Origin of the sequence: Rhizobacter sp. (genome assembly GCF_032229685.1) — a bacterium.
GTDB lineage: Bacteria > Pseudomonadota > Gammaproteobacteria > Burkholderiales > Burkholderiaceae_C > LMDS01.
The window spans coordinates 59574-80140 of record NZ_JAVTWP010000008.1 but is presented as its reverse complement, the minus strand read 5'-3'; the positions used below and the strand labels follow the sequence as shown (position 1 = coordinate 80140).

The following is a 20567-nucleotide window of genomic DNA, read 5'->3' as shown; positions in this document are numbered from 1 at the left end:
TTTCAGTCGCCGCCCAGATACGTGGCGATGGCGCGCGGCGGCAGCTCCGCGGCCCAGGCATTGCCGGCCACGTGAAGGGCGAAGCGCAGCGGCTGTTCGCTGCGGTTCATGGCCACCACGGCCACACTGCCATCGGTGTTGACGAAGGCCGTGGCGTCCAGCGCTTGCCGGTTGGCGGCGCACAGCACGCGCTGCGCGCCGGGTTTGACGAAGCGCGCGAAGTGGCCGATGTAATAAAACGAGCTCTGGTGCAGCAGCGCGTCGCGCGCCGGCTCGGCCAGCACCGGCGCGCTGCACAGGTTGCCCACGTGGTTGGGCCCGCCGGTCTCGTCGAGCAGCAGGTTCCAGTCGATCCAGCCCACCGTCCAGCGGTTCAGGTCGTTGATCATCGAGCGCGCATAACGCTCGCCCAGATCCCACGAACCGTGGTGCGGGCCGCCTTCCTGGCAACCCTCGGTGAACAGCAGCTGCTTGTCGGGCCAGGCGTCGTGCACGAGTTGCACGTGGTCGAAATGGTCTTCGCCGTACCAGTGGAAACCGGTGCCCCAGACGTACTTCGCGGCCTCGGGGTCGCCGAGGATCACGCTGGCACGTTCGACCATCACGTCGCGGTTGTGGTCCCACACCACGATGCGCACGTGGCCCAGTCCGGCGGCCGCCAGTTCGGGGCCGAGGTAGTCGCGCACGAAGTCGCGTTCTTCGTCGGCGCTGTACAGGCACGAGTCCCAGCGCTGGTGCGCTTCGGGTTCGTTCTGCACCGACACGCCCCACACCGGCACGCCTTCTTCGGCATAGGCCTCGATGAAGCGCACATAACAGCGCGCCCAGGCGCGGCGGCACTCGGGCCGGAGCTTGCCGCCGTCGTTCATGCGGCCGTTGGTCTTCATCCAGGCCGGCGGGCTCCACGGTGAGACCAGCAACTGCAGCGGCCGCCCGGCCACCTCCGCCGCAGCGCGGATCATCGGCAGCAACGCTTGGCGGTCGCGTTCGATGCTGAAATGCTGCAGCTCGAAGTCGCCCGGCGTCTCGAGGTGCGCGTAGTTGCCGAGTGCGAAGTCGCAGCTGTTCATGTGCACGCGGCACAGCGTGTAGCCGTGGCCGAGCACGGGGTCGAAGCAGTCGCGCAGGAACGCGGCGCGTTGCGCTTCAGACAGCCGCAGCCAGGTGGTGGCCGCGGCTTCGGTGAACGCGCCGCCGAAGCCTTGCAGCGTCTGGAAACGGCGCCGTGTGTCGACCCACAGGCGCGGCAGGTCGTGATCGGCCAGCGACCCGAGGGCCGCTTGTTCGCTCAGGCGATGCGCGCCGTCACGCGCGGTCAGGATGCAGCGCACCAAACGGTTCCCCGGGGCCGCTTCACTTCGCCATGTAGATGCCGTCGAGGTACAGCGGCGGCAGGCCGGTGCGCGCCAGGTTGCCGGTGATGGCCCAGCGGTCGGAGATGATGAAGCGGCTCAACACCAGCGACAGGTCGAGCTTCGGGTTGGCGGTGACGAAGGCCGACAGCGGGATCGACACCTGCACCCATTCACCGCTGTTGCGGTAGCCGTACTCGCCGCTGGCGATCTGCAGGAAGGCTTCGGCACCGGCACGGTCGACGGTGTCGCTGCTGAGGCCAACCTCGATCTTGCCGCCGTAGGTGGTCTTGATGCTGAAGTTCAGCGTGCCTGTGGCGGCGTAACCCGAGAGGTTTTCCGTCGTGCCGCTGGCCGATTGCCACAGCATGCCCCAGCCGTAGTCCTTCGGTGTGGGCGTGATCTCGATGCTGTGGCCGGCGTCGCCGGGTGCGAAGGTGCTGGTGACCTCGGGGCGCTGCACGCTGTCGCCACTGAAGGCGTCGACACGCAGGTTGGCTGCCGCCACTTCGGTGCCGCTGCCGGCGGGTGCTTCGGTGTAGATGCGGTACTTGCTGGCAACGACTGCCGCATTCGGCTCGGCGAGCGCGAAGTACAACGCATCGGCCGCGGTGTAGGCGGGTGCTTCGCAGACCCAGGTCGTGCCACAGGTGCCCAGGCCCTGGATCACGTGGCGGGCCTGGCGGTTCTTGTTGAACAGGCCCCAGCCGTCGTCGCTCTGTTTCCAGGTTTCGTCGAAAGCCTCGAAGTAGAAGATCGCCTGGGGGCCGCTGCCGGCGCGGCCTTCGGCGGCCCAGGCCTGCAGGCCGTCGTAGTACAGCTTCTGGTTGACCGGGTGAGCGCGGAACGGCAGCTTGGGGTCGAAGACGTTCCAGCCGGTCTCGCCGATCGTCACGGGCATGCTGTTCAAGCCGCGCCGGTCGAGTGCCGCGCGCACGGCGGTGTACTGGCGGCGGGCTTCGGCGATGTTGGCGTTGGCCATCGCCTGGGCCCGGCCGCTGGCCGCGGTGGCGAGCTGCTTCCAGTCGAAAAGATTCGGCTGGAAGTAGGTGTCGAGTTGCGGGTAGGTGTGCATCGAGACGAAGTCGATCGTCGCCAGGATCGCGGCGTTGGGGCTGGCAAAAGGCGCCCAGTTGTCGTCGGTCGTCACCGGCTGCGTGACCTGATCGCGCACGGTCTTGAGATAGCGGGCCAGGGTCTCTGGTTTGGTGCGCACGCCCGAAAAATCGACCTGCGTTTCGTTGCCCACGCTGACCGCGACCACGATGTCGCGGTACTCGCGCGCCAGCGCCACGGCGCGTTGCAGCTCGGCCTGGTTGTTGGCTTCGGCAATGGCGCGTTCGGCGTCGGTGACGTAGACATCGCCGGTGGTGTAGGCGCCGAGCTGCACCTTGATGTCGATGGCGTACTTGAAGATCGTCGCCAGCGTCTGCCGCGCCACCTTGTCGGAACTGCCGAACACGCGGATCAGCCCGAAGCCGGCTTTCACCAGCAAGTCGAGGTCTTCCTTGATCTGCGCTTCGGTGATGACTTCGGCGTCGAGGCCGGCCGAGCTCGTGGCCGTGCGGTAGGGCGAATACGCCACCGCCTTGCGGGTGCTGAAGTCTGCGGGCAGTGGCCGCATCTCGCCGCCCGACGCGGTGACGGGCGTGGTGCCGCCACCGCCGCAGGCCACGACGATGCTGGCGAAAACAAGGGCGAGCGCTGCGCGCGCGAGCGGCAGGCCGAAGGAGACGCCGGTGCGTGTGGGCTTCATGGGTGTGACCTTGACGAGGTTCATGTCAGAACGTGTACACGGCGCCGAGCAGCCACGAGTTGCCACGTGTCTTGAGGCGCGAGTCGATGTTCGTGAATGCCGAGTTGCTGGGCATCGAGAGCGGCGCGAGGCCGCGCCTGGCGTAACGCACCAGCGTGCCCGAGACGTAGGCCTGCAGGCCGTTCTTGAAGTCGTAGTTCAGGCCGAGGCTGTTGATGGTGGCCGAGTTCGACTGGCCGCGCTCGCTCGGGTTGTCGGTGGCCGCGGCACCGAGATGCACCATGCCGGTGGACACCGTCCAGTTCGCGTCGTAGCGGTAGCGAGCGCCGAGCATGATGTCCATCGACGTGGCCGGGTAGCCGCGGTAGACACCACCGCCCAAGTCCTTGCTCCAGTCGACGTTGAAGGGGTCGTTCCACTCGTCGAAGCCGCTCGCGCTCGTGCCGGCGGGCCGTGTGATGCGGGCGTAGGCGCCGCTCCAGCGGTTGGCGCGCAGGCCGCCGGAGACCTCGATCTTGCTGTCGACCTGATAGCGCGCCATCACCATCGCGATGCCCTGGCTGCTGCCGCCCAGAATGGCGTCGTCGGCGGGGAAGGGCGTGAGGCCGGTGAACACGCCGTGGCCGAAGGCCGAGGGCGTGCCGTTCTTGCTGCTCTGGTAGATGGCGTCGACCACCAGGTCGCCCTTGTGGTACTGCGCATAGAGTTCCAGGAAGCGCGGCTTGTTGCGCTTCCAGCCGGGCTTGCCCTGGTCGTAGGTGGCCTCGAGCACGAGGTCGCCTTCGAGCACGTCGAGCGGGCGTGTCTGCAGGCGCAACGCCCGGGTGAGGATGCCGTAGCCCGCGCCGGACGAACCCCAGACGTCGGCCACGCCGACGTTGCTGCCGTAGGGGTAGTCGGCCAGGCTCCAGCCGCGTGTGGTCATGGCGCCGATGCGGGCGCTGCCGTAGTCGTCCTGGCTGAGCGCGATGTTGCGCTCGTAGAAGAAGCCGGGAAAGTCGACATCGCCATCGCGGAAGCGCTGGCTCAGCAGGCCCTGCACCTTGAAGCCCTGAGGCAGGTCGAACTTGGCGCCCAGGTAAGGCTGAAAGAGCGTGACGTGCGCGTTGCCCGCGCCATAGTCGCGGCCCTGCACCAGCTCGTCGGCCCACACGAACTGCTTGTTGGCGGTGGCGTCGACCTGGCAGTTCTTGCACAGCGAGCTGACACGACCGCCCTCGGCCTTGGCGAAGCCGGTGAGCGAGAAGGGCCCGTAGTCGATGGCTCGCGCTGCGCCGCTGCCCAGCAGCGCAGCCGCGCTGAGCGCTGCGATCGCCCAGGGTCTGGCGGCGCGGGACGGGTTGAATGTGCTCATGTTCTGGTGCCCGGAGTAAGGCTGACGGGGGGTGAGGGCGCGCTTCAGGGTACCGGAAAGGCGTTGATCTGAAAGCGCTTTCAGAAGATTAGTCGAAGCGCCGTTGTGGCGTCAACGCTCGCCAGCCCCGTGTTTTCCCGCGGGGGCGGTCGGCGACCAGGCCAGCCCGCGGGTAATCCTCAGGATGCGCTATGAAAGCGCTTTCAATAGCATGAACGGGTCGGGCACCATCTGGCCCGCAGGAGGTCGTGCATGAAGTCGATCGGTCAGATTCTGTGGGTCGCTGCGCTGTCGCTGGCCGCGTCAAGCCACACCCTGGCGCAAGGGGTGGCCACGCAGAAAGTGGGCGGCGCCACGGTGTTGCTGGCGCCACGCGCCGGCGACAAGCCGCCACCGGCCGCGCCGTTCCGCACCGAGGCCTTGCTCAAGCAGGCAGCGCCGAGCAGCCAGTGGTATTCGACGGTGGCTTTCAACGCGAAGCCGGGGCCGGTGTTCGCCCAGCCGCTCAGCTTCAAGACCACGCCCGAAGGTTTCGAGATGGCGTACCCGCGCCAGCAGGAAGCGGCCGACCAGATCCCGTTCACGGTGAGCCCCGAGCATGTGGTGGCCTACCCGCACACCGACGCGCTGGTGTTCTCGCCGCTCGCCTTCGAGCCCGAGCCGGCCAAGCTGGCGCGTGTGTCCGACTGGGCGGTCGACATCTCGATGGCGCGCGGTGCCGACCAGTTGCTGGTGACGGTGGCTCACGGCAGCCCTTATGCCTACTTCCAGCTGAGCCGCGGCGACGTGCGCATCCGCCTGCCTGCAGCGGCCGAGCGCCTGCCCGGCGTCACCGATGCGCGCCAGCTCGGCCTGCGTGTGAAGGGCCGCAGCTATGTGATCTTCGGCCCCACCGGCGTGCGCTGGGAACAGGTGTCGCCCGCCGAATGGGCCGGCCGCATGCCCGAAGGCAAGGGCTGGTTCTCTGCCGCGGCGCTGCCCGACGACAAACCCGAGACGCTGCAACTGCTTGCGCGCCATGCCTACGCCTTCGTCACCGACACCGTGGTGAGCTGGCAGTACGACGCCGCTGCGGCGCGCGTGGAGACGACCTTCACCGCCAAAACCCGCCTGATGGAAGGCGCCGACAACGGCCCGCTGCTGGGCCTGTACCCGCACCACTGGCACCAGAACAAATCGGTGGCCGACAAGCTCGGCCCGGCCTACGACACCGTGCGCGGCCAGCTGCGCCTGCTGGCCGCCGCGCAGTTCAAGACCGAGCGCCCATGGCAGGGCTTCGTGCCGCACTGGCCGGCGCTGCCGGACGCGCTGAAAGACAGCCCGAAGCTGGCCGAGTTCAACGATTCACTGAAGCGAGACCTGCGCCGGCGCCGCGACCTCTTGCCCAGCCGTGAGAACGCCGACAACTGGCGCGTCAGCGTCTATTGGCAAGGGCAGGGGCTGACCCGCGTGCTGGCGCTGGCTGCGGTGGCCGAGCAGCAAGGCAACACCGAAGCGCGCGACCAGTTCCTGGCCGTGGCCAAGGAGCGCATGGAATTCTGGTTCGCGGGCAAGGGCAAGGCCAGCTACTTCGCGCTCGACAAGAGCCTGGGCACGCTGCTCGCCTACCCGGACGAGTTCTTCTCGGTGGCGCAGATGAACGACCACCACTTCCACTATGGCTACTGGATCCGCGCCGCCGCGGAGATCGCGTTGCGCGAGCCCGCCCTGGCCGGCAAAGAGCAATGGGGCGCGATGGTCGATCTGCTGATCGCCGACATCGCCAACACGCAGCGGGGCAGCGCCGACTTTCCGTACATCCGCAACTACGACGCCTACGAAGGGCACAGCTGGGCGGTGGGCATCGGCGGCGTCGACAAGTACGGCAACTTCGGCAACAACCAGGAGTCGTCGAGCGAGGCCATCAACGCCTGGGCCGGCCTGATCCTGTGGGGCGAGATCACCGGCAACCGCGAGCTGCGCGACCTGGGCATCTACCTCTTCGCCAACGAGACGAACGCGATCGACCACTACTGGTTCGACATCCACAAGCTCGTGTTCCCGCCCGGCTACAAGGCGGCGGAGACGAGCATGGTCTTCGGTGGCATGTACGTGCACAACACCTGGTGGACCGACGAGCCGCGCCAGATCCACGGCATCAACTTGCTGCCCATGGCCGGCTTCTCCACGTACCTCGGCCGCGACCCCGGCTTCATCCAGCGCAACCTCGCGGCGATGAATGCCGAGAGCGAGGCCTACAAGAAGCGTGGCAAGTTCCCGCCGAACCCGCCGCCTGAAGACGTGTGGCAAGACATCTTCGCCAAGTACCAGGCGCTGGCCGACCCGGCCGCGGCGCTGGCGCTGTGGAACCCGCGTGGCAGCGTGCAAGACGGCAACACCGCCACGCACACGCTGCACTGGATGCTGAGCCTGCAGGCCATGGGCACGCCCGACTTCACGGTCACCGCCGACACCACGCTGTACCAGGTGTTCAAGCGCCCCGACGGCCAGCGCACCTACCTGGCGCACAACGCCGGCAAGGCGCCGATCACCGTGCGTTTCAGCGACGGCAAACAGCTGACCGTGGCGCCGGGCAGTCTGGGTCGGGCCAGCAGCGCACCTTAGGGAAAGCACAGGGCTCGCTGTCCTTGTCACACGCACCGGGCAGCGCTAAGCTCGATTCTGAAAGCGCTTTCAAGCTTTCGCCAATTCACCAGTCGGGTCGCTTCGACCCCACCGCCAGGACGACACCATGAAACTGTTTTCTCGCACGATGGCCCTGTCAACGCTCGCGCTGGCGGCTTCCTTGCTGGTGGCCGCATGCGGCGGCGGCGACGCCGAGGCGCCACCCGCCGGCACGACCACCACGCCGGGCGGGGCGGCCGACACCGTGGCCCCGACCTTGACCATCACCGACAGCGTGGTGGGTGCTGCCACGCCTGCCACCGGCCCGGTGACCTTCACCTTCACCTTCAGCGAAGACGTGGGCATCAGCTTCACGGCGAGCGACATCACGGTGACGGGTGGCACCGCGGGCGCGTTCCTGCGCACCGCCACCACGGTCGCGACGCTGGTCGTCACGCCCGCGCCGAACAGCGCCGGCACCATCAACGTCAGCGTGGCGGCGGGGGCGGTGAGCGACGCCGCCGGCAACACCAACACCAGCGCCGTCTCGGCGCAGCGTGCCTTCGACACGGCGGCGCGCACGCCGATGTCCTTGCCGGTGAGCTTCGACGCCACCGACATCGCCTACGGACTGGTGGGCTTCGGCGGCGCCGAAGATTCGAGCATCGTGGTCGACCCGACCGACGCCGCCAACAAGGTGGCCAGGGTCGTGCGCGCGGCCGGTGCAGAAACCTACGCCGGCACCACCATCACGGCCACGGTCAACAACGTGCAGACCGGCTTCACGCCGAAGATCCCGTTCAACGCCAACGACAAAACGATGTCGGTGCGTGTGTGGTCGCCCGACGCGAACATCCCGGTGCGCCTGAAGGTCGAAGACAGCACCGACCCCGCCAAGTCGGTCGAGACCGAGGCCACCGTCACCACCGCCGCCGGCTGGCAGACGCTGAGCTTCGACTTCGGCACGCAGGCGGCGGGCACGGCGCCCATCAACCTGGCCACCAACTACAACAAGGCCACCATCTTCTTCGACTTCGGCCGCGCCCAGTCGGCCGCCGTGCAGAAGACCTACTACTTCGACGACGTGCGCTTCGTCCCGACCACCGGTGGCGGAGGGGGCGGCGGTGGCACCTGCGGCACGACGGCGCCCACCTGCGCACCCACGACCGTGATCCCGTCGGGTGCGACCGTGATCTACAGCGACGCCGCTTCGATCGCCGGCCTCGACACTGCGCCCAACTGGGGCCAGAGCCCGCCGGTCGTCTCCAGCGAGCCCACGATCGCTGGCAACAAGTCGCTCAAGTACGTGTTCGGCGGCACGGCGCTCTACGAGGGCATCGACTGGTCGGCCAATGCGGTTGACGTCTCGGGCAAGACCACGCTGCACCTGGACTTCTGGTCGGCCGACATCGCCAGCGTGAAGGTCTCGATCATCAGTGCCGGCCAGGAGAATGCTGTCACGCGGGCCGTCACGCCCGGCAGCTGGAATTCCGTCGACATCGACCTCGCGCTGTACACCGTGCCGAACAAGACCGCGATCATCCAGATCAAGCTCGAGCCGAACGTCGCGGGCACCTTGTACGTCGACAACATCTACTTCTCCGGCACCGCCGGTGGCGGCAGCGTGGCCTGCGGCAGCACGGCGCCGACCTGCGCACCGACCACGGTGATCCCCGCCGGCGCCACCGTGATCTACAGCGATGCGAGCACGGTCGCCGGCATCGACAAGAAGCCCGACTGGGGCCAGAGCCCGGCCGTGGTGTTCAGTGAACCCGTCATCGCCGGCAACAGCTCGCTGCGCTACACCTTCGGCGGCACCGCGCTGTACGAAGGCATCGACTGGGCCGGCAACCCGCAGAACGTCAGCACCAAGGGCACGCTGCACCTCGACGTGTGGACGGCCGACGTGGCCAGCCTCAAGGTCTCGTTGATCGGCGGCGGGTCAGAGAACGGCATCACCCAGCCGCTCACGGCTGGCAGCTGGACCAGCATCGACATTCCGCTCAGCCAGTACACCTCGCCCAACCTAGCGGCGATCATCCAGATGAAGCTGGAGCCGAACGTGGCCGGCACGATCTACGTCGACAACATCCACTTCTACGGCACTGCCGCCGGCGGCGGTGGCGGTGGTGGCGCATTCACTGGCGGCATCTACGCCAGCGACTATTCGGGCAACCTGGGCGCCAACACCGCCAAGTCGGACAAGAACGGCACGGTCGGTTTCTTCGTCGACCCGCGTCTGTACGCGATCAGGATCTTCGAAGACGGTTCGGTGTGTGGCAGTGCGTGCAACGCGGGCGGTGTCTACAACTTCTACTACGGCATCGGCAAGCCGGCCACGCCGACCTACGCCGACGCCTACTTCGGTGGTTTCGTCAACGCGCCCGGCAACACCACGGCCGACGCTTCTGCCTTCGCCAAGATCAAGCTGAAGTTCTGGGGCGACGCCGAGTCGTGGGAAAGGGGCAACTTCACGGCCCAGGCCGACGTGGTGCTGCAAGGCCCGACCAACGCGGCCTGCACCAACCCCTCGGGCCGGCCCGAACTCACCAGGGCCGTCACGGCGCAGAAGATCGGCGCTGGCTCGGAGTACATCGTGCCGAAGACCGACTTCGTGCTCACCGCCAGCTGCGGCGGTGCCTACACGGTGAACAGCGTCTGGGCGGCGATCGGCTCGGTCGTGGTGCGCTTGTCGGGCAGCAACCTCAACTACGTCAACCTGACGCCGAGCACGCCGCCCTCGTACCCGACCTTCCTCAACATCGGGCCGATCTCGTTCATCAACTGACGGGCGGGGTCGACCGTGACGTTCGCGCGCCTTGGCGCGCGAACGCTTTTGCTGCGGCAGATCTACTGCAGCAGATCGAACAGCGTGCGTGCCACCACCTTGGTGGCGCGCCGCAGGTCTTCGAGCACCAGGTGCTCGTCGGCCCGCTTGGCGTTCGACTCGAACACCGTGCGCGGCCCGGCGCCGTAGATGGCGGCCGGCACGCCGGCTTCGCCGTACAGGCGCACGTCGGTGTAGAGCGGCGTGCCCGACGTGGGGATCGGCTCGCCGAAGACTTCGGCGCCGTGCTTCTGCAGCGCGTCGACCAGCGGCTCGTTGCCGGCCATCGGCCGCAGTGAATTCGCCAGCAGCAGGCGCTTGATCTCGACCGTGATGCCGGGGCAGGCGGCCGCGGCATCCGCGATCACACGCCGGATCGCGGCTTCCACCTCGGCCGGCTTTTCTTCCGGGATCATGCGGCGGTCGAGCCGCAGCACGACCTTGCCGGGCACCACGTTGGTGTTGGTGCCACCTTCGATGCGGCCCACGTTCAGGTACGGGTGCGTGATGCCCTCGACCTGGGACGTGACGTTCTTGTACAGCGTGTTCTGGTGGTACAGCGCGTTCAGCACCGCGACCGCACCCTGCAGCGCGTCGACGCCGGTGTCGGGAATGGCGGCGTGCGCCATCTTGCCGTGCACCGTCACTTCCATCTGCAGGCAGCCGTTGTGCGCGGTGACCACCTGGTAGCTGAAGCCGGCCGCGAGCAGCAGGTCGGGCTTCGTCAGCTTGTTCTTCAGCAGCCAGCCCGGGCCGAGCTCGCCGCCGAATTCTTCGTCGTAGGTGAAGTGCAGTTCCACGCCACCCTTCAACTGCGCCTTCAGTGTTTCGATCGCGCGCACGGCGAAGGTGAAGGTCGCGAAGTCGCTCTTGCTCACGGCCGAGGCGCGGCCGTAGAGCTTGCCGTCGACCACTTCGCCGCCATACGGGTCGTGCGTCCAGCCTTCGCCGGGCGGCACCACGTCGCCGTGCGCGTTCAGGGCCACAACGCGGCCGGCACCGTAAGAGCGGCGCACGATCAGATTGGTCAACGACTGCAGGCCGTAGGCCGCGACCTCCGCCTGCGGCACCGGGTGCTTTTCGGCATCGAAACCGAAGCCCTTCAGCAGCTCGGCGGTGCGCTCGGCATGCGGTGCGTTGTTGCCGGGCGGCGTGTCGGTGGGCACCTGCACCAGGGCTTGCAGGAACTTCGTTTCTTCATCGAAGTGCGCGTCGATCCAGGCGTCGAGTTGTTGGTACGGGGTCATGGTCTGCGAGGGGTCAGGTTCAGGTTCAGGATTCGGTGGCGAGCTGGTTCAGCACGTGCATGAATGCATCGACCGAGAGCTGCATGTCGTCGTTGGTGCTCGACTCGAGCGGGTTGTGGCTGATGCCGGCGTTCTGGCCGCGCACGAAGAGCATGGCCTGCGGCATCGCTTCGTGCAGCTTCATCGCGTCGTGGCCGGCGCCGCTGGGCATGCGGAACACCGGCAGGCCGCTCGCTTCGACGGCACGTTCCCAGCGTTTCTGCCAGGCCGGCGCGCTGGGCGCTGCGGCGGCGCGCATCGTCTCTTCGATGGTGTGGTTCAGGCCGCGGTGTTCGCAGATGCGGGTGAGTTCGGCCAGCACGTCTTTCGCGCAGGCATCACGCACTTCGTCGGTCGTGGCGCGGATGTCGAGCGTGAACTGGCAGCGCCCCGGCACCACGTTGGTCGAGCCGTTGGGCACCGTCATGATGCCCATGGTGCCGACCAGGTTCGGCGCCGCTGCGGCGCGCTTCTCGAGGTACAGCGCAAGTTCGGCCACGGCGGTGGCGGCGTCGCGCCGGCTGTCCATCGGCGTGGTGCCGGCGTGGCTGGCCATGCCGATCACTTCGCCGAGGTAGCGCACGCTGCCATTGATGGACGTGACCACGCCCAGCGGCAAATCGAGCGCATTGAGCACCGGGCCCTGTTCGATGTGGACCTCGATGAAGCCCTGGTACCGGTCGGCGTCACGCTTCACGCTGCGGATCGCTTCCAGCGTGGCCGGCAGGCCGGCCAGGCGCATCGCGTCGCGCATCGTGATGCCGTCGGCGTCCTTCTGGTCGAGCCAGGCCGGGTTGAAGTGGCCCGTGAGCGCGCCCGAGCCGAGAAAGGTCGCCTTGTAGCGCTGGCCTTCTTCTTCGGCAAAGCCCACGACCTCGAAGCCGTAGGGCAGGCGCTTGCCGGCCCTGTGAAGCTCGCGCACGCAGATCATCGGCACGAAGATGCCCAGGCGCCCGTCGTACTTGCCGCCGTTGCGCACGGTGTCGTAGTGGCTGCCGGTGAGCAGGCGCTTCTGTTTCGGGTCGCTGCCGTGGTACACGCCGACGACGTTGCCCACCGCGTCGATCGTCACTTCGTCGAAGCCGCATTCGAGCATCCAGCTTTTCAGCTGCGCGGCACAGGCACGGTGCGCGTCGGTCAGGTAGGTGACGGTGAGTTCATTGCGCTCGCCGTAGCCGGGGTCGGTGTGGCGGCCGAGCAGTTCGGCGCAGTCCCAGGCCTGGTTGCCCTGCACCGGTTCGAAGCCGAACTTGTCGTTCAGGCGGATCTCGGCGATGCGGTGGATGTTGCGGATGCACTCGGCGAGTTCGAAGTCGGGGTGGTTGGCCAGGCGCCGCTCGAAGGTCTTGATGATCTCCTGGCGCGTCAGGCCGGTGCCGCGCGGGCCGCGCACCGCCACCGTGAACGGGAAGCCGAACTTCTTGTTGTAGGCCGCGTTCAGGCCCTGGATGTGTGCGAACTCGGCCGGCGTGCATTCGGTGAGCCCGGCCCGGCCTTGTTCGTGCGTCGACTCGGCCGTGAGCGTCTTGCTCACCATCGCCTTGCCCGCCAGCTCGGGGTGCACGCGGATCAGGTCGGCCTGCGTCTTTGGCCCGGCTTCGGCGAGCACCTCGACCATCGTGCGCTTCATCTGCGCGAGCGAACTGAAAGGCCGCCGTGCAATCGCCTTTTCAGCAATCCACGGCGAATGTTCGTACAGGCCTTCGAGCATCGCCAGCGCCTGCTCGGCGCTGGCGGCGTTGAATTCAGAGAGGGTCAGAGGCATGGCGGTGAACTGTTCTATAGGGTGACACGAACGCTCTTCACGAGCGGCTGGAGGGCGGTGACCTGGTCGCGCACGAAGCTGGCAAAGGCGGCCTGCGTGCCCGGCGTGGCGCTCACGCCCAGGTCGAGAAGGCGCTTCTTGATGTCGGCCTGCGCCAGCACTTCGTTGGCGGCGGCGTTGATGCGCGCCACCACGTCGGCCGGCATCTTCGCCGGGCCGCTGATGCCGAAGAAGTTGTCGAGCACCAGCTTGCTGTAGCCGAACTCGAGCACGGTGGGCACGTCAGGGGCGAGCGGCGAGCGCTGTGCCGAAGTGACAGCGATAGGCCGGATCTGGCCGCTCTTGAAGTAAGGCACGAAGGCGGTGATCACGTCGATGCCCACGGGGATCAGGCCCGAGATCAGGTCGGTCGTCATGGGTGCGCCTCCGCGGTAGGGCACGTGCGTCATCTTGATGCCCATGGTGCGCACCATCAGCTCGCCGTAGATGTGGCCGATGGAAGCCGGCCCGCCCGAGCCGAACTGCATCTGGCCCGATTTGCGAGCCGCGTTTTCCAGATCGACGATGGTGTTCATGCCGGCGGCCGGGTTGGCCATCACGACACAGGGCGCCGAGCCGATCGACGCGATGTGCGTCAGGTCGGCGAGCGGATCGTAGGGCTGCTTCTCGAGCGCGAACGGGCCGATGGAGACGGGCGTGGAGTTCGACAGCATCAGCGTCAGGCCGTCGGGGGCTGCTTGCACCACGGCCAGGCCGCCGATGCTGCCACCGGCGCCGGGGCGGTTGTCCACGATCACGGGCTGGCCGAGCTTTTTGCCCAGTTGCTCGCCGACCACACGCGCCACGATGTCGCTCGCGCCACCGGCCGCGAAGGTGACGATCATGCGGATCGGCTTGTCAGGGTAGGCCGCGAAGGCGGGGAAGGCCAGCGCGGCGGCGCCACCGGCGGCGAAACGCAGAACGTCGCGGCGGGTCGTGCGGGCGGCGGCGGAACCTGAAAGCGGCGTGTTCATGGGGCGATCCTTCATGGGGTTGAGAAGAAGGGGTCGGAGCAGATTTCGTGCCTCAGGCCGGGCAGGGGTGCGTCTGTGCCCAATGCCGTGCGATGTCGATGCGCCGGCACACCCAAACACGCTCGTGCTGCTGCACGTAGTCCAGAAAGCGCTGGATCGCCTTGAAGCGCCCCGGCCGGCCGAGGATGCGGCAGTGCATGCCGATGTTCAGCATCTTCGGTGCTTCGTCGCCTTCTTCGTACAACACGTCGAACGCGTCCTTCAGGTAATTGAAGAAGTGGTCGCCGGTGTTGAAGCCCTGCATCGAGGCGAAGCGCATGTCGTTGGTGTCGAGCGTGTAGGGCACGATCAGGCGCTGCATCGTGCTGCCGTCGCTCTTTTCGACCGGCATCCAGAACGGCAGGTCATCGCCGTAGTAATCGCTGTCGTATTCGTAGCCGCCGTGGTCGGCCACGAGGCGCTTGGTGTTGGGGCTGTCGCGGCCGGTGTACCAGCCGAGCGGCCATTCGCCGGCCGTCATGTCGCGGATGATCTTGGTGCCGATCTCCACGTGGCGGCGCTCGCGCGATTCGCTCATGTGCTGGTAGTGGATCCAGCGCCAGCTGTGGCACGCGATCTCGTGTTTCTGCTCGAGAAAGGCCGCCACCAGTTCGGGGTTGCGCTGCAGCGCCATCGACACGCCGAACACGGTGAGCGGCAGGCCGCGCTTCTCGAACTCGCGCAGCAGCCGCCAGGCGCCGACGCGCGAGCCGTATTCGTACATCGACTCCATCGAGAGGTGGCGTGTCTCGAAGGCCTGCGCGCCGATGATCTCGGAGAGAAACGTCTCCGAAGACGGGTCGCCGTGCAAGACGCAGTTCTCGCCGCCCTCTTCGTAGTTGAGCACGAACTGCACGGCGATCTTCGCCTGGCCCGGCCATTGCGCGTGGGGTGGGGTGCGGCCGTAGCCGATCAGGTCGCGGGGGTAGTCGGTTGGTTTCATCGGGTGGATGTCGGGTTCAACGTGGCTCAACGTGGCAGAAGAACCGATTCGAGATCGGCCACGCGCGGGTCGAGCTGCAGGTTGCGTTCGACGTTGTGCAGGTGCGATTCCATCAGGCGCGCGGCCGAGCGCACGTCCCGCTTTTCGATCGCGTCGACGATCGCCACGTGCTCTTCGAAAGAGTGTTCGGCCGAGTGCGAAGACTGGTACATCAGCGCGATCAGCGAGCAGCGCGAGACCAGCTCGCCGATCATGCCGGCCAGCACCTCGTTGCCGAGCATGCGTGCGATCACGACGTGAAAGTCGGCCAGCAGCCGCGTGCGGCCCGACACGTCGGTGATCTGGATCGCGGCTTTCTCGGCCGCGAGATGCGCGCGCAGTTCGGCGATCTGCTCGCTGCTCAGCGCCACGGCGGCACGCTTGATCATCGCGGCCTCGAGCATGTTGCGTGCGTCGAAGACCTGGCGCGCTTCTTCGACGCTGGGCTCGGCCACGCGGGCGCCGCGCGCGCTCTCGAGCGTGATGAGCTTGTCACGGCTCAGCTGGTTGAGCGCCTGGCGCACCAGCGTGCGCGAGACCTTGAAGATGTCGGCGATCTTCTGCTCGGCGAGCTTGGTGCCGGGCATCAGCCGGCGCTCGACGATGGCGGTGGTGATCGACTCGGCGATGCGCTGCGTGGCCGTGGCTTCGCTGGCCACACTGCGTGCCGCGCTCGGGCGTGCGGTGCGGATCACTTGCAGCTTCGGGGCGGTGCGGGGCATGGCGGCTGTTGAATTGCGCTTGATTTGTGGTTCAAAGTGTATACACTTTTACGCAGAGGTCAACATTCATTCAACAACCCTTGCCGGAGAACCCCTTGGGAAAACTCACCACCCACGTGCTCGACACCGCCAACGGCTGCCCGGCCGCCGGCATGGCCGTGCGCCTGTACAACATGAGCAGTGCCACGCCGGTCTTGATCAAGTCGGTCACGCTCAACCACGACGGCCGGGCCGATGCGCCGCTGCTGGAAGGCGCGGCATTCCAGCCCGGTACGTACCGGCTCGTGTTCGCTGTGGCGGCCTACTTTCGCGCGCGCGGCGAAACGCTGGCCGAACCGCCTTTCCTCGACGAGGTGCCGCTCGACTTCGGCCTGGCGACCGTGGGCCAGCACTACCACGTGCCTTTGCTCGCCAGCGCCTGGGCCTACTCGACCTACCGCGGCAGCTGAAGCACGTTTCGGGTAATCCCGTATGCGATTCGCATAAATAAGTGTATACACTTTTTCATGCGTCGCCGCGGAGCCCCGTTTCCTACGGGTCGTGACGTTCCTTCCTTGCAGAGCCCGCCGTGGCAAGGGATCACACAGGCCCGATATTTGCTGAACTGAGCCTCAGCACCGGCTTGTGCTGTCAACTGGAGCGACTGCCGCATGGATGCATATGTTCTCGACTGGGTGAACCTGCTGCTGCGCTGGACCCACGTGATCGTGGCCATCGCCTGGATCGGGTCGTCGTTCTACTTCGTCTTTCTCGACAACAGCCTCACACCGCCGGCCGACCCGGTGCTGAAAGAAAAAGGCGTGGGCGGCGAACTCTGGGCGGTGCACGGCGGCGGTTTCTACCACCCGCAGAAGTACGCGGTGGCACCCAAGGTCATCCCCGAGAACCTGCATTGGTTCTACTGGGAGAGTTACGCCACCTGGCTCACCGGTTTCGCGCTGTTCACGGTTCTCTACCTGTACCAGGCCAGCACCTTCCTGATCGACAAGAGCCTGTACGCCTGGTCGAGCCCGGCCGCGATCGCTGCGGCGCTCGCTTTCCTGGTGGTCTGCTGGGTCGTGTACGACGTGATCTGCCGCACCTTCGGGCAGCGTGCGGGCGGTGACCGCATCGTCGGCATCGGCGTCACGCTGTTCGTGGTGTTCGCCTCGTGGCTGGCATGCCAGTTGTTCGCCGGGCGCGCCGCCTTCCTGCTGGTCGGAGCGATGCTCGCCACGACCATGAGTGCCAACGTGTTCTTCTGGATCATCCCGGGCCAGCGCACGGTGATCAAGCAGCTCAAGGCCGGTGAGCCGGTCGACCCGATCCACGGGCAGCGCGCCAAGCAGCGCAGTGTGCACAACACCTACTTCACGCTGCCGGTGCTGATCGCGATGCTCAGCAACCACTACGGCTTCTTGTACAGCGCGCCGCACAACTGGCTGGTGCTGGTGTTGATCATGCTGGCCGGTGCGCTGATCCGCCACTCTTTCGTGGCGCGCCACAAGGCGCTGGTGCAAGGCAAGCCGGTGCCCTGGGCCTACGCCATCGTCGGCACGCTGCTGATCGTGGGCCTGGCGGTGTGGCTTGCGCCGGCGCCCCAGCCCAAGGCGGCAGCGGGCGCACCTGCCGTCACCTACGCCGAACTGCGCCAGGTGATCGACCAGCGTTGCGCCATGTGCCACAACGAGAACCTGCAGAGCAAGAACATCGCGCTGCACACCCCCGAGCTCGTGGCGAAGAACGCGCAGGCGATGTACCAGCAGGCGGTGGTGCTCAAGACCATGCCCATGAACAACGCCACCCAGATCACCGATGCCGAACGGGCCCTGATCGGGCGCTGGTTCAACGCCGGCGCGCCGACGAAGTAAAAGCGCGACCCACTCAACAACGATCTCCGGAGGAAGAACCATGACCACCACCACCGTTCACCCCGTCGACGAAGTCTTGCCGGCGCCGCGCCTCGCGGCGCTCGGGTTGCAGCACGTTCTCGTGATGTATGCCGGCGCCGTGGCTGTGCCGCTGATCGTGGGCCGCGCGCTCAAGCTCTCGCCCGAGCAGGTGGCGCTGCTGATCTCGGCCGACCTGTTCTGCTGCGGCCTGGTCACGCTGATCCAGTCGCTCGGCATGAGCCGCTGGTTCGGCGTGAAGTTGCCGGTGATGATGGGCGTGACCTTCGCCTCGGTCGGCCCGATGGTCGCCATGGCCAACCAGGTGCCGGGGCCCGACGGCGCGCGGGCGATCTTCGGCGCCATCATCGGCGCCGGCATCCTGTCGATCCTGATCGCACCGGTGATGGGCCGGCTGTTGCGGTTCTTCCCGCCGGTCGTCACCGGCACCATCATCGCCGTCATCGGCATCAGCCTGATGCGCGTGGGCATCGGCTGGGCGATGGGCGGGCCGGCGCCACTGGCGCAGAGCGTCGACGTGCCCAAGCTCGTGGCGATGGTCGACGGCGTGAAGGCCAACGCGGCGGCCGCCGCGGCGTCGGCACCGGTGGGCGCTTCGGCCCCGGCGATGCGCCTGCCCGGCCCGGTGCCGATGATCGACAACCTGAACTACGGTGCGCTCGACAACATGGCGATCGCCGCGTTCGTGCTCGTTGTCATCTTGCTGATCACACGCTATTCGCGCGGCTTTCTGGCCAACATCTCGGTGTTGCTGGGCATCGTGGCCGGCTGTGTGCTCGCGGTCGCGCTCGGCAAGATGGGTTTCGACAAGGTCGGCAAGGCGCACTGGTTCGACGTGGTCACGCCTTTTGCCTTCGGCGTGCCGACCTTCGACATCGTGATGGTGCTCACCATGACGCTCGTGATGGTGGTCGTGATGATCGAGTCGCTGGGCATGTTCCTGGCGCTGTCGGACATCACCGGCAAGAAGATCAACCAGGCAGAACTCTCGGCCGGCCTGCGCACCGACGGCCTGGGCACGTTGATCGGCGGCCTGTTCAACACCTTTCCGTACACCAGCTTCTCGCAGAACGTGGGCCTGGTGGGCGTGACCGGCGTGCGCTCGCGCTGGGTCTGCGTGGCGGCCGGCATCATCATGGTCGTGCTCGGCATGCTGCCGAAGATGGCGGCGCTGGTCGAATCGGTGCCGCAGTTCGTGCTGGGCGGCGCCGGCCTCGTGATGTTCGGCATGGTGGCCGCCACCGGCATCCGCATCCTCGCGAACGTCGACTTCAAGAACAACCGCCACAACCTGTACATCGTGGCCATCGCCATCGGTGCTGGCATGATCCCGCTCGTGGCGCCGCGCTGGAGCCAGCAGATGCCGCATGCGCTGCACCCGCTGCTGGAGTCGGGCATTCTGCTCACGGCCATCGCGGCGGTGCTGCTGAACCTGTACTTCAACGGCAGCAAGGGCGGCTCGGCCGACGCGATCGAAGCGGCGAAGCTGGCCGAAGCGCATTGAGAAAACGGGCATGTCGACGCTGTTGATTCACAACGCCCGCATGCTCGTCACGATGGACGCGCAGCGGCGCGAGATCGCCGGTGGCGCCGTGTTCGTGCGAGGCAACGTGATCGAGGCGGTGGGTGCGAGCGGCGAGCTGCCGGCCACCGCCGACGAAGTGATCGACGCGCACGACCAGATCGTGATCCCCGGCCTGGTCAACACACACCACCACATGTACCAGACGCTCACACGCGCCTGTGTGCAAGACAACGAACTCTTCGGCTGGCTGCAGGGCCTGTACCCGATCTGGGCGAACCTCACGCCCGAGATGGTGCAGGTGTCTACCCAGACCGCGATGGCCGAGTTGCTGCTGTCGGGTTGCACGACCAGCAGCGACCACCTCTACATCTACCCGAATGGTGTGCGACTCGACGACAGCATCGAGGCCGCCGCGCAGATCGGCATGCGCTTCCATGCGGCGCGTGGCTCGATGAGCGTGGGCCAGAGCCAGGGCGGGTTGCCACCCGACCGCGTGGTCGAACGCGAAGAACACATCCTGAAAGACACGCAGCGCCTGATCGAGCGCTGGCACAACCCGGGGCGCTTCGCGATGCAGCGCATCGTGGTGGCACCGTGTTCGCCGTTTTCGGTCAGCCGCGAACTGATGCGTGATTCGGCGCTGCTCGCACGGGAGTATGGCGTCTCCTTGCACACCCACCTGGCCGAGAACGACAACGACATCGCCTACACGCGCGAGAAGTTCAATTGCACGCCGGCCGAATACGCCGAGCAGCTCGGCTGGCTCGGCCCCGACGTGTGGTGCGCGCACTGCGTGAAGCTCGACGCTGCCGGCATCGCATTGTTCGCGCGCACCGGCACCGGCGTGGCGCACTGCCCGTGCTCGAACATGCGGCTGGCCTCGGGCATCGCGCCGGTCCGCGCGATGCGCGATGCGGGTGTGTCGGTTGGCCTGGGCGTCGATGGCGCCGCGTCGAACGACGCCGGCCACATGCTCGGCGAAGCGCGCATGGCGATGCTGCTGCAGCGTGTGGCCCATGGTCCTGTGAAAGGCCCGTCGGCCATGAGCGCCCGTGAGGCGCTCGAGATCGCCACGCTCGGCGGCGCGAAGGTTCTGGGTCGCGACGACATCGGTGCGCTCGTTCCGGGCATGGCGGCCGACATCGTGACCGTGCCGCTCGACGAGATCGGCACGGCCGGGGCGCTGCAAGACCCGCTCGCCGCCTTGCTGTTCTGCCAGGTGCCGCGGGTGCGGCATTCGATCGTCAACGGCCGCGTGGTCGTGCGCGACGGCCGCATCACCACGCTGGAGCTGCCGCTGCTGGTGGAGCGCCACAACCGCCTGGCAGCGCAGCTTGCTCAAGCGGTGTATTCGACACATTAGGGGGTCGGGTTCGGCGATCGACTGGCCCTAAACTGCGGCCCAGCCGACAGCGCCACGAAGAATCCCCTTCTGGCCAGCGCGGTTCCCCCG

Annotated in this window: 14 protein-coding genes; 6 read left to right on the top strand and 8 right to left on the bottom strand. The window is 67.1% G+C overall.

Annotated features, from left to right (window positions below; all coding sequences use genetic code 11):
- Window positions 1-2: 2 nt before the first annotated feature.
- The 3 genes from AC30PD_RS03435 to AC30PD_RS03425 are packed head-to-tail and all read right to left on the bottom strand — an operon-like array spanning window position 3 to window position 4462.
- Window positions 3-1331, bottom strand: a complete 1329-nt coding sequence (locus AC30PD_RS03435) for a glycoside hydrolase family 30 protein (protein ID WP_489534242.1) — start codon at window positions 1329-1331, stop codon at window positions 3-5.
- Window positions 1332-1353: 22 nt separating this feature from the next.
- The gene (locus AC30PD_RS03430; protein ID WP_489534241.1) at window positions 1354-3132 is read right to left on the bottom strand and encodes a glycoside hydrolase family 17 protein; all 1779 of its coding nucleotides are present in this window, start codon (window positions 3130-3132) and stop codon (window positions 1354-1356) included.
- A gap of 1 nt (window position 3133) precedes the next feature.
- On the bottom strand, window positions 3134-4462 hold the full coding sequence (locus tag AC30PD_RS03425; protein ID WP_489534240.1) for a hypothetical protein: 1329 nt from the start codon (window positions 4460-4462) through the stop codon (window positions 3134-3136).
- 252 nt (window positions 4463-4714) lie between these two features.
- Between AC30PD_RS03425 and AC30PD_RS03420 the strand changes: the two genes are divergently transcribed.
- Entirely contained in the window at window positions 4715-7066 is a 2352-nt protein-coding gene (locus tag AC30PD_RS03420; protein WP_489534239.1) for a glycosyl hydrolase, read from the top strand.
- Between the two features lie 127 nt (window positions 7067-7193).
- Window positions 7194-9854 (top strand): Ig-like domain-containing protein, encoded by a 2661-nt coding sequence (locus tag AC30PD_RS03415; protein ID WP_489534238.1) that lies wholly within the window; start codon window positions 7194-7196, stop codon window positions 9852-9854.
- Window positions 9855-9916: 62 nt separating this feature from the next.
- On the opposite strand, the gene AC30PD_RS03410 is transcribed toward AC30PD_RS03415, so the two are convergent.
- Genes AC30PD_RS03410 through AC30PD_RS03390 form a run of 5 tightly spaced genes read right to left on the bottom strand, consistent with a single transcriptional unit; the run spans window position 9917 to window position 15700 of the window.
- A complete protein-coding gene (locus AC30PD_RS03410; RefSeq protein ID WP_489534237.1) occupies window positions 9917-11140 on the bottom strand; it encodes a M20 family metallopeptidase in 1224 nt (407 codons plus the stop codon).
- Window positions 11141-11165: 25 nt separating this feature from the next.
- A complete protein-coding gene (gene uraD / locus AC30PD_RS03405) occupies window positions 11166-12944 on the bottom strand; it encodes a 2-oxo-4-hydroxy-4-carboxy-5-ureidoimidazoline decarboxylase (protein ID WP_489534236.1) in 1779 nt (592 codons plus the stop codon).
- A gap of 14 nt (window positions 12945-12958) precedes the next feature.
- Window positions 12959-13957: a Bug family tripartite tricarboxylate transporter substrate binding protein gene (locus AC30PD_RS03400; protein ID WP_489534235.1), complete on the bottom strand. Its 999-nt coding sequence runs from the start codon at window positions 13955-13957 to the stop codon at window positions 12959-12961.
- A 52-nt stretch (window positions 13958-14009) separates the two neighbouring features.
- Window positions 14010-14939, bottom strand: coding sequence for an allantoinase PuuE (puuE, locus tag AC30PD_RS03395; protein ID WP_489534234.1), 930 nt, complete (start codon window positions 14937-14939; stop codon window positions 14010-14012).
- A 26-nt stretch (window positions 14940-14965) separates the two neighbouring features.
- The gene (locus AC30PD_RS03390) at window positions 14966-15700 is read right to left on the bottom strand and encodes a GntR family transcriptional regulator (protein WP_489534233.1); all 735 of its coding nucleotides are present in this window, start codon (window positions 15698-15700) and stop codon (window positions 14966-14968) included.
- 95 nt (window positions 15701-15795) lie between these two features.
- On the opposite strand from AC30PD_RS03390, the gene uraH reads away from it, so the two are divergent.
- The 4 genes from uraH to AC30PD_RS03370 all read left to right on the top strand — a co-directional run bounded on the left by uraH (window position 15796) and on the right by AC30PD_RS03370 (window position 20477).
- Window positions 15796-16149, top strand: a complete 354-nt coding sequence (gene uraH / locus AC30PD_RS03385; RefSeq protein ID WP_489534232.1) for a hydroxyisourate hydrolase — start codon at window positions 15796-15798, stop codon at window positions 16147-16149.
- A gap of 201 nt (window positions 16150-16350) precedes the next feature.
- On the top strand, window positions 16351-17550 hold the full coding sequence (locus AC30PD_RS03380) for a urate hydroxylase PuuD (RefSeq protein WP_489534231.1): 1200 nt from the start codon (window positions 16351-16353) through the stop codon (window positions 17548-17550).
- A gap of 40 nt (window positions 17551-17590) precedes the next feature.
- Window positions 17591-19093 carry a nucleobase:cation symporter-2 family protein gene (locus AC30PD_RS03375; RefSeq protein WP_489534230.1) on the top strand — a complete coding sequence of 501 codons (1503 nt, stop codon included), beginning with the start codon at window positions 17591-17593 and terminating at the stop codon, window positions 19091-19093.
- A gap of 10 nt (window positions 19094-19103) precedes the next feature.
- Window positions 19104-20477: an 8-oxoguanine deaminase gene (locus tag AC30PD_RS03370; protein WP_489534229.1), complete on the top strand. Its 1374-nt coding sequence runs from the start codon at window positions 19104-19106 to the stop codon at window positions 20475-20477.
- Window positions 20478-20567: the final 90 nt, after the last annotated feature.